The 9569-nt window shown below is 64.4% G+C and carries 10 protein-coding genes; 6 read left to right on the top strand and 4 right to left on the bottom strand.

Features of this window, described 5'->3' with window-relative positions; genetic code table 11:
* The 6 genes from G3N99_RS28225 to G3N99_RS28200 form a co-directional block, all read left to right on the top strand.
* The coding region (locus G3N99_RS28225) for a PP0621 family protein (protein WP_277396462.1) at positions 1–135 on the top strand (135 nt) is incomplete at its 5' end.
* A complete protein-coding gene (ampD, locus tag G3N99_RS28220) occupies positions 132–722 on the top strand; it encodes a 1,6-anhydro-N-acetylmuramyl-L-alanine amidase AmpD (protein WP_206124031.1) in 591 nt (196 codons plus the stop codon). The genes G3N99_RS28225 and ampD, both read left to right, overlap by 4 nt.
* Before the next feature lie 462 nt (positions 723–1184).
* The gene (locus tag G3N99_RS28215) at positions 1185–4181 is read left to right on the top strand and encodes a ribonucleoside-diphosphate reductase subunit alpha (protein ID WP_206124030.1); all 2997 of its coding nucleotides are present in this window, start codon (positions 1185–1187) and stop codon (positions 4179–4181) included.
* 365 nt (positions 4182–4546) lie between these two features.
* The gene (locus G3N99_RS28210; protein WP_174943750.1) at positions 4547–5758 is read left to right on the top strand and encodes a ribonucleotide-diphosphate reductase subunit beta; all 1212 of its coding nucleotides are present in this window, start codon (positions 4547–4549) and stop codon (positions 5756–5758) included.
* An 82-nt stretch (positions 5759–5840) separates the two neighbouring features.
* Entirely contained in the window at positions 5841–6167 is a 327-nt protein-coding gene (locus G3N99_RS28205) for a hypothetical protein (RefSeq protein WP_081436571.1), read from the top strand.
* Between the two features lie 28 nt (positions 6168–6195).
* Positions 6196–6879, top strand: a complete 684-nt coding sequence (locus tag G3N99_RS28200) for a histone H1-like DNA-binding protein (RefSeq protein ID WP_206124029.1) — start codon at positions 6196–6198, stop codon at positions 6877–6879.
* A gap of 257 nt (positions 6880–7136) precedes the next feature.
* Here G3N99_RS28200 and G3N99_RS28195 read toward each other — a convergent pair whose 3' ends face one another.
* The 4 genes from G3N99_RS28195 to G3N99_RS28180 all read right to left on the bottom strand — a co-directional run.
* On the bottom strand, positions 7137–7610 hold the full coding sequence (locus tag G3N99_RS28195; protein ID WP_011350873.1) for a glycine zipper 2TM domain-containing protein: 474 nt from the start codon (positions 7608–7610) through the stop codon (positions 7137–7139).
* Positions 7611–7629: 19 nt separating this feature from the next.
* A complete protein-coding gene (locus G3N99_RS28190) occupies positions 7630–8568 on the bottom strand; it encodes a carbohydrate kinase family protein (RefSeq protein WP_011350874.1) in 939 nt (312 codons plus the stop codon).
* An 85-nt stretch (positions 8569–8653) separates the two neighbouring features.
* On the bottom strand, positions 8654–9157 hold the full coding sequence (tpx, locus tag G3N99_RS28185; RefSeq protein WP_011350875.1) for a thiol peroxidase: 504 nt from the start codon (positions 9155–9157) through the stop codon (positions 8654–8656).
* 73 nt (positions 9158–9230) lie between these two features.
* On the bottom strand, positions 9231–9569 hold a 339-nt coding region (locus tag G3N99_RS28180; RefSeq protein ID WP_206124028.1), incomplete at its 5' end, for a DUF3426 domain-containing protein.

Raw genomic sequence — 9569 nt, 5'->3', positions numbered from 1 at the left:
CCGATGGTGCGCTGCGCCGAATGCGGCGTGCATGCGCCGAAGGGCGACGCTGTCGCCGCGGGCGGCGAATACTTCTGCAGTGCCGAGCACGCGCAGCGCCACGCCGCACGGTCGAGCGGTCGCAACGCAAGATGAGCGACGCGCTGCTGCTGTCGGTCGACGCGAACGGCTGGGTGCGCGAAGCGCGCCATGCGCCGTCGCCGAACTTCGAGGTGCGGCCCGCGGGCGCGGTGCCGACGCTCGTGGTCGTCCACAACATCAGCCTGCCGCCCGGCGAATTCGGCGGCGATGCGATCGAGGCGCTGTTCCTGAACCGCCTCGACTGCGATGCGCACCCCTATTACCGGAGCCACCTGCGCGACGTGCGCGTGTCCGCGCACTTCCTGATCCGCCGCAGCGGCGAGCTCGTGCAGTTCGTATCGTGCGACGAGCGCGCATGGCACGCGGGCTCGTCCGAGTTCTTCGGCCGGCCGCGCTGCAACGACTTCTCGATCGGCATCGAGCTCGAAGGCGCGGACGACGTGCCGTTCGACGACGCGCAGTATGCGATGCTCGCCGCGCTCTCCCGCGCGCTCGCGGCACGCTACCCGGTCGACGCATTTGCGGGCCACTCGGACGTCGCGCCGGGCCGCAAGACCGACCCGGGCCCGCATTTCGATTGGCAACGCTTCGCGAGCGATGCCGGGTTTTCCGCCGAATACTTTCCTTTCCGTCAGCACTGATCGCGGGGTTTTTGAGGGCGCGAAATTTTTTTTTCCGACCAATGCCTTGTCACGTCTGAGCCTGCGCGGGGCGGGGGTGATGTCAATACCTTCAGCGCAAATTATCCATTTTGACGTCCTCCGAATGTCCACTATACTTGGTGCCAGTTGAGTAGTTCTGTACTAGATATAGTGTGTGTCGCAGGGGAAACCCGAGCGGCACCGGCCGGCGGGCAACGCCGGCGGACAGGGTTCTCAGGGCGGCGCGTCAGGCCGGGTGGTCCGGGCGTCGCGATCAGCGCAGCGAACTTCGACGGGGCAGGGTACACATGACGAAGCACACGACCGGATCGGTTGTCGCGCATCGACCGAACCGGCTTCCCCGGCGCATCGCTCGCCTCTTACCGCTCGCGCACCGCGTTGCGCAGCGTTCGTTTTAATCCGCGGTTCTCTCCGCACCATCCAACACCAGGAGCTTTGCACATGCAAACCACCGACAACGCGACGTCCCAGTACGAGAGCGCCTCGAGCCGTCCGCTCGGCGGGACCGAACAGGGCGCGAAGGCGCTCGCGCCGCAGGCCACGTTCGCCGACTACAAGGTGATCCGCCGTAACGGCAGCGTCGTATCGTTCGAACCTTCGAAGATCGCGATCGCGGTGACCAAGGCTTTCCTGGCCGTCAATGGCGGGCAGGGCGCTGCATCGGCACGCGTGCGCGAGCAGGTCGAGCAACTGACGCAGAACGTCGTGCGCGCGCTCGTGCGCAGCCGCCCGAATGGCGGTACGTTCCATATCGAAGACATCCAGGACCAGGTCGAACTCGCGCTGATGCGCGGCGGCGAGCACAACGTCGCGCGTGCGTACGTGCTGTATCGCGAGAAGCGTCACCTCGAGCGCCAGCACGCGGGCGAGGAAGCAGCGGCAGCGGGCGGCGAGGCGAGCACCGGCATCAACGTCGTCGACAACGGCGTCACGCGTCCGCTCGATCTGAACGCGCTGCGCGCGCTGATCGCGTCGGCATGCGACGGCCTCGGCGCTGCGGTTAACCCTGATCCGATCGTCGCCGAAACGGTGAAGAACCTGTACGACGGCGTGCCGATGAGCCAGGTCTACGACTCGGCGATCCTGGCTGCGCGCACGATGATCGAGAAGGATCCGGCATACAGCCAGGTCACGTCCCGCATCCTGCTGCACACGATCCGTCGCGAGATCCTCGGCGAGGAAGTGGTCCAGGCCGAGATGTCGGCCCGTTACGCGGAATACTTCCCGCAGTTCCTGAAGCGCGGCGTCGACGCCGGCCTGCTCGACGACAAGCTGCTGCAGTTCGACCTGAAGCGCCTCGGCGAAGCACTCGACGCGAACCGCGACCTGCAGTTCGGCTACCTCGGCCTGCAGACGCTGTACGACCGCTACTTCCTGCACGTCGAAGGCGCCCGCATCGAAATGCCGCAGGCATTCTTCATGCGCGTCGCGATGGGCCTGTCGCTGAACGAGATCGACCGCGAAACGCGTGCGATCGAGTTCTACAACGTGCTGTCCAGCTTCGACTTCATGAGCTCGACGCCGACGCTGTTCAACTCGGGCACGCACCGCTCGCAGCTGTCGTCGTGCTACCTGACGACGGTCGCGGACGATCTCGACGGCATCTATGAAGCGCTGAAGGAAAACGCGCTGCTGTCGAAGTTCGCCGGCGGCCTGGGCAACGACTGGACGCGCGTGCGTGCACTCGGCTCGCATATCAAGGGCACGAACGGCAAGTCGCAAGGCGTGGTCCCGTTCCTGAAGGTCGTCAACGACACGGCTGTCGCGGTCAACCAGGGCGGCAAGCGCAAGGGCGCGGTCTGCGCGTACCTCGAATCGTGGCACCTCGACATCGAGGAGTTCCTGGAGCTGCGCAAGAACACGGGCGACGATCGACGCCGTACGCACGACATGAACACGGCGAACTGGATTCCCGACCTGTTCATGAAGCGTGTGATGGAAGGTGGCGACTGGACGCTGTTCTCGCCGTCGACCTGCCCGGATCTCCACGACAAGTTCGGCGCGGAATTCGAGGCGGCTTACACGGCTTACGAAGACAAGGTCGCCCGCGGCGAGATCAAGCTGTTCAAGAAGATCCCGGCGGCGCAGCTGTGGCGCAAGATGCTCGGCATGCTGTTCGAGACGGGCCACCCGTGGATCACGTTCAAGGATCCGTGCAACATCCGCTCGCCGCAGCAGCACGTCGGCGTCGTCCACTCGTCGAACCTGTGCACGGAAATCACGCTGAACACGAGCGACACCGAAATCGCGGTGTGCAACCTCGGCTCGGTGAACCTCGTCGCCCACCTGGTGAAGCAGCCCGACGGCAGCTACGCGCTCGACCACGAGAAGCTGAAGCGCACGGTCAGCGTCGCGATGCGCATGCTCGACAACGTGATCGACATCAACTACTACGCGGTGCCGAAGGCGCGTAACTCGAACCTGAAGCACCGCCCGGTCGGCATGGGGATCATGGGCTTCCAGGACTGCCTGCACCTGCTGCGCACGCCGTACGCGTCGCAAGCGGCGGTCGAGTTCGCCGATCGTTCGATGGAAGCGGTCTGCTACTACGCGTACCACGCGTCGACCGAGCTGGCCGAAGAGCGCGGCCGCTACTCGAGCTACCGCGGCTCGCTGTGGGATCGCGGCATCCTCCCGCAGGACACGCTGAAGCTGCTGACGGAAGCGCGCGGCGGCTACGTCGAGGTCGATACCTCCGAATCGCTCGACTGGACGTCGCTGCGTTCGCGGATCGCTACCCACGGCATGCGCAACTCGAACTGCGTCGCGATCGCGCCGACGGCGACGATCTCGAACATCATCGGCGTGTCGGCCTGTATCGAGCCGACCTTCCAGAACCTGTACGTGAAGTCGAACCTGTCGGGCGAATTCACGGTGGTGAACGAGTACCTGGTGCGCGACCTGAAGGAACGCGGCCTGTGGGACGAAGTGATGGTTGCCGACCTGAAGTACTTCGACGGCATGCTGTCGCGCATCGACCGCATCCCGGCCGACCTGCGCGCGATCTACGCGACCGCGTTCGAAGTCGACCCGACGTGGCTGGTCGAAGCGGCATCGCGTCGCCAGAAGTGGATCGACCAGGCGCAGTCGCTGAACATCTACATGGGCGGCGCGTCGGGCAAGAAGCTCGACGAGGTCTACAAGCTCGCATGGCTGCGCGGCCTGAAGACGACCTACTACCTCCGCACGATGGCGGCGACGCACGTCGAGAAGTCGACGGTCGCACACGGCGCGCTGAACGCCGTGCCGACGAGCGGTGGTTCGAGCAGCGGCGGCGCGCAAGGCGCGGCCGGCGGCTTCGGTGCGGCAGGCGGCGCAGCATCGTCGTCGGGCGCAGTCGACGCGGCACCGGCACTCGCACCGGTCGAGGCAGATGGTCCGGTGTGCACGATGCGTCCGGGCGATCCTGGCTTCGACGAATGCGAAGCGTGCCAGTAACGCAGTGCGCCTGACCTGAGAAGCAGGTCAGCGCGGCGCACACGACAATCGATCGAGGTTGAAGTGTGCGCCGCTCTCAACTAAAAAAATGATAAGGAATCTGTAACGCGGCACCTGCGTTGCAGGCAGTGACAAGCGATCGAAACATCCCCGACGACGTCGCGTTTCGATCAGCGTTCGATGCGTCGAGCGCACCTCGCGATACACGCGCGACACACGTCGCGCTCTGCATGAACGACGATGCGTTGCTCAAAGTGTTGTATCGAGGTCGCAACGCGAATCGAAAAAAGGATTTTTCGTGAGCGAACCCTTTTATCGCTCAGGAAAAGATGGTACAAACCGTTCTAAATTGATGGTGAGAATTTATGCTCAACTGGGATGAAGAGAAGACTGCCGTAACTCCCGCGAGCGGAGCGCAGCAAAACGCGATGCGCACCTCCGCAGGAACGGCTGTCGGACTGCAGGCTGCAACGCCTGCCGCCCATCAGGTCCGCGACATTTTCGAAGGCGATCTTGCGGTGCCGCCGCAAGCATCGGCTGTTCCCGCCGGCGGTTCGGAAGCGCGGGTCAATGTCGCCGACAAGCGCATCATCAACGGCCAGACTGACGTCAATCAGCTGGTGCCGTTCAAGTACAAGTGGGCGTGGGAAAAGTATCTGGCCGGTTGCGCGAACCACTGGATGCCGCAGGAAATCAACATGTCCCGCGACATCGCTCTGTGGAAGGACCCGAACGGTCTGACCGAGGACGAGCGCCGCATCGTGAAGCGCAACCTCGGCTTCTTCGTGACGGCCGATTCGCTCGCGGCGAACAACATCGTGCTCGGCACGTACCGCCACATCACGGCGCCCGAGTGCCGGCAGTTCCTGCTGCGCCAGGCGTTCGAAGAGGCGATCCACACGCACGCGTACCAATACATTGTCGAATCGCTCGGTCTCGACGAAGGCGAGATCTTCAACGCGTACCACGAGGTCACGTCGATCCGCGCGAAGGACGAATTCCTGATCCCGTTCATCCACACGCTGACGGATCCGGCCTTCAAGACCGGCACGCTCGATGCGGATCAGAAGCTGCTGAAGTCGCTGATCGTGTTCGCCTGCATCATGGAAGGCCTGTTCTTCTATGTCGGGTTCACGCAGATCCTCGCGCTCGGCCGCCAGAACAAGATGACGGGTGCTGCAGAGCAATATCAGTACATCCTGCGCGACGAGTCGATGCACTGCAACTTCGGCATCGACCTGATCAACCAGATCAAGCTCGAGAATCCGCATCTCTGGACCGCCGAATTCCGCGCCGAGATCCGCGAGCTGTTCAAGCAGGCTGTCGAACTCGAATACCGCTACGCCGAGGACACGATGCCGCGCGGCGTGCTGGGTTTGAACGCGTCGATGTTCAAGAGCTATCTGCGCTTCATCAGCAACCGCCGTTGCCAGCAGATCGGCCTCGACCCGCTGTATCCGAACGAGGAAAACCCGTTCCCGTGGATGAGCGAGATGATCGACCTGAAGAAGGAACGCAACTTCTTCGAGACGCGTGTGATCGAGTATCAGACGGGCGGCGCGCTGTCCTGGGAATAACCCGCAGCAGCGAACCCGTCACATGATGGAGCAGCCGGCGGCCTCTCGGCCCCGGCCCAAGGTTTAGGAGCAAGAACGCCTGATGCAAAGCATGCCCGGTGCCTTAACGGCACGACGACACGACAGGCACTTTGCGAACCCTTCAGTGGGATGGGCAAACTTCCCTCCGGAAAAAGCGGACAGCCGTGTGGCGGTCCGCTTGATCAAGCGATTAGGGGTAGCGGCGCGAGGTGCGCCGGCTACCGACTTGATTTGGCGCGCGAGGCCGGGTGGTCACGCGCGCCATACCGTATTCATTAGCGTAAGCGCGTGGTATCCGCGTACGCCGATGAATAGCCCGCTTCGAAGCGCACGTCCTGAACAGCGTCCGCGGGAAGCGGGTTTTGACGAAGGGTGTAGTTTGAACTGACTCTCATCTGAACCTGAAGGAGAACAACATGGCACTTGCCAAGAAGAAACCGGCTGCAAAGAAGGCCGCAGTGAAGAAGGTCGCTGCGAAGAAGGCTGCTGCGCCGGCGAAGAAGGCCGCTGCAGTGAAGAAGGTTGCTGCCAAGAAGGTCGCGGTGAAGAAGGTTGCCGCGAAGAAGGCAGCACCGGCGAAGAAGGCAGCAGTGAAGAAGGTTGCTGCTAAGAAGGTCGCAACGAAGAAGGTTGCAGCCAAGAAGGTCGCAGTGAAGAAGGTTGCTGCGAAGAAGGCCGCACCGGCGAAGAAGGCCGCAGCGAAGAAGGTTGCAGCCAAGAAAGTCGCAGTGAAGAAGGTTGCTGCGAAGAAGGCCGCACCGGCCAAGAAGGCTGCTGCGAAGAAGGCCGCGCCGGCGAAGAAGGCTGCTGCCAAGAAGGCTGCGCCTGCGAAGAAGGCTGCCGCGAAGAAGGCTGCGCCTGCTGCGAAGAAGGCTGCCCCTGCGAAGAAGGCCGCTGCTCCCGCGAAGAAGGCTGCTGCTCCGGCTCCGGCGAAGAAGGCCGCGGCTCCGAAGAAGGCTGCTGCTCCGAAGAAGGCCGTCGTGAAGAAGGCTGCACCGGCAACGACCGCGTCGACCGCATCGGTTGCGCCGGCATCGGGCGTGAAGACCGCGCTCAACCCGGCAGCGGCATGGCCGTTCCCGACCGGCAGCCGTCCGTAATCGAGGCTGACCTGCACCACCCGGACACTCACGTGGTGTCCGTGGGTTGAGTAGCGCTACTCAATCAGTCCCGCCATCTGGCTCAGGTGGCGGGATTTTTTTCGTCCGTCTTTGCCGATCTGCCGGGTGCCCGTATGCCGGGTGCCCGTACGCCGGTTGCCCGTATGCCGGCTGCGGCGAGTACGGACGAAAAAAAACGCATGTGCAGCTTCGCACATGCGTTCGACCGCGGCTTGCGCCGCGAGCTGAGGTACCTGTTAGTGCGTGACGCGCGTGACGCCGCCACTCGACAGCAGTCGCACGCGCTCGCCGGCGCGGAACGCTTCGCCGCTTGCTGCCTGCGTGATCGAGCGCAGATCGCCGTTGTCGAGGCGCACGGTGATTTCGACACCGTTCGCCGTGCTGAGGTTTTCGCCGACCGCGTTGCCCGCGACCGCGCCGACGAGACCGCCGGCGATCGCGGTCAGGATCGACCCCTTGCCGCCGCCGATCGCGCTGCCTGCTACCGCGCCGAGTGCGCCACCGCCGATCGTGCCGATCGCGCTGCCGCCGCCGTCGGACTGGATGCGCACCGCACGGACGCTTTCGACCGTGCCCATGCGGACCGTCTGTTCGCGCTGCGCCTGGCCGACGCTATAGACATCCGCCGAACCGGGTGCGGTGAAGCAACCGGTGAGCGTCAGCGAGGCCGTCAGCATGGCCGCGAGCGTGAGGGTCTTTTTCGTCAACATCTTTGCTCTCCCACAAAATTCATTTGAGACTGTAACCGAATGCAGTCTCGAAGCGCGCGTCGATCTCGGCGCGCGTCAGTACGTAAGTCTGGGGCCCCTGGTGGGCGATCTTGATCGAGCCCATCAGGCTCGCGAGGCGGCCCGTGGTTGCCCAGTCGAGGCCATGTTCGATGCCGTACAGCAGGCCACCCCGGAAGGCGTCGCCGCAGCCGGTCGGATCGGAGATACGCTCGGCCGGCACGACAGGAATCAGCTCCGTGCCTTGCTTGTGGCGGATGGTCGCGCCGTGCTCGCCACGCGTAATGACGAGCGCGTCGACCCGGCTGGCGATTTCATCTTCGGACCATCCCGTCTTGTCGCTCACCAGCTTGGCCTCGTAGTCGTTGACCGCCACATAGGTCGCAAGTTCAATGCTGCGGCGCAGCGTCGCACCGTCGAACAGCGGCAGGCCCTGGCCCGGATCGAACACGAACGGCACGCCGGCCTTCGCGAGTTCTTCGACGTGCTGCACCATCCCGTCGAAGCCGTCGGGGCCGACGATCGCGAGCTTGATGCCCGGCGCGTCGCCTGCGTGGTTCAGGTGCGACTGCATCATCGCGCCCGGGTGGAACGCCGTGATCTGGTTGTTGTCGAGATCGGTCGTGATCATCGCCTGCGCCGTATACGTATCGGGCAGCACGCGAACGTGATCGCGGCGCAAGCCGAGCTGGTCGAGCCGGTCCAGATACGACTGAGCGTCGAGCGCACCCACCGTCCCCATGATCCGCGCATCGCCGCCGAGCAGGTGCAGCGCGTACGCGATGTTGCCCGCGCAGCCGCCGAATTCGCGGCGCATCGTCGGCACGAGGAAGCTCAGGTTGATGAGGTGCACCTGGTCGGGCAGGATGTGCTCGCGAAACCGCCCTTCGAAGGTCATGATGGAATCGTAGGCGATCGAGCCGCAAATCAACGTAGCCAAGGTGTGCGTTCCTGTAGAAATGAGGGACCCTGCGCGACAACGCCGCGCGAAAGGCGCGGCGCGGCAGGGGAAAGCGAAAGAAAGCTTACTTCAGTGCGGCGAGCGCTGCATCGTAGTTCGGCTCGTCCTTGATTTCGCCGACGAGTTCCGCGTGGATCACCTTGTCCTGCGCGTCGAGCACGACGACCGCACGTGCGGTCAGGCCGTTCAGCGGGCCGCTCGTCACGTCGACGCCGTACGCGTTCGCGAACGCGCGGCCGGTGCGGAACGTCGAAGCCGTCACGACATTCTCGAGGCCTTCGGTCGTGCAGAAGCGCGTAGCAGCGAACGGCAGGTCGGCGGACACGACGACGACGACCGTGTTGTCGAGCGACGATGCGGCTTCGTTGAACTTGCGGGTCGACGTCGCGCAGGTCGGCGTGTCGAGGCTCGGGACGATGTTCAGCACCTTGCGCTTGCCGGCGAAGCTGGCGAGCGACAGGTCGGCGAGGTCCTTGCCGACCAGCTTGAAATCGGCGCCTTGTGCGCCGACGGCCGGGAACGTGCCGGCGAGATCGATCGGGTTGCCACCCAGCGTAACTTTGCTCATGTTCGTGCTCCGAAATAGCGCGCCGCTCGGGCGCGCGGGTTGAGACGGGCGCGCATGTGCGCGCCGCGACGCGTCACGGATAGAAAATCTGGACGCGGAAATTCGAGGCGGGCGTGCCGTTCGTTTCGACGCGGACGACCATCGTCTGCGTCGTGCCGGGCGGCAGCCCGGCGTCGATCGGCGTGCCCGGGCGCACGTAGTCGCGCGGCGCGAGTACGCGGCGCACGGTCACGTGGTTGGTGTCGTCGAGCAGCGTCAGCTCGAGCGACGGATAGGCAAGTGCGACACGGTAGCGGTTCGTCAGCGGCACCTTCAGTTCGAGCTCGCGCGGGCCGTCGAGCTGGCGCAGGTCGGTCGCGTCGAGCCGCAGGCCGTCGATCGCGCGCGGCGGCGCGACCTTGCAGCCGAGCGG

This window comes from Burkholderia sp. Ac-20392, from assembly GCF_017104585.1.
GTDB classification, from domain to species: Bacteria; Pseudomonadota; Gammaproteobacteria; order Burkholderiales; family Burkholderiaceae; genus Burkholderia; species Burkholderia lata.
This window is presented reverse-complemented; position numbering and strand designations above follow the sequence as displayed.

What these genes read in the sequence shown, in the direction of transcription:
- ampD (WP_206124031.1), top strand. Translation starts at nt 132, where the DNA reads ATGAGCGACGCGCTGCTGCTGTCGGTCGACGCGAACGGCTGGGTGCGC.
- G3N99_RS28215 (WP_206124030.1), top strand. Translation starts at nt 1,185, where the DNA reads ATGCAAACCACCGACAACGCGACGTCCCAGTACGAGAGCGCCTCGAGC.
- G3N99_RS28210 (WP_174943750.1), top strand. Translation starts at nt 4,547, where the DNA reads ATGCTCAACTGGGATGAAGAGAAGACTGCCGTAACTCCCGCGAGCGGA.
- G3N99_RS28205 (WP_081436571.1), top strand. Translation starts at nt 5,841, where the DNA reads ATGCAAAGCATGCCCGGTGCCTTAACGGCACGACGACACGACAGGCAC.
- G3N99_RS28200 (WP_206124029.1), top strand. Translation starts at nt 6,196, where the DNA reads ATGGCACTTGCCAAGAAGAAACCGGCTGCAAAGAAGGCCGCAGTGAAG.
- G3N99_RS28195 (WP_011350873.1), bottom strand. Translation starts at nt 7,610, where the DNA reads ATGTTGACGAAAAAGACCCTCACGCTCGCGGCCATGCTGACGGCCTCG.
- tpx (WP_011350875.1), bottom strand. Translation starts at nt 9,157, where the DNA reads ATGAGCAAAGTTACGCTGGGTGGCAACCCGATCGATCTCGCCGGCACG.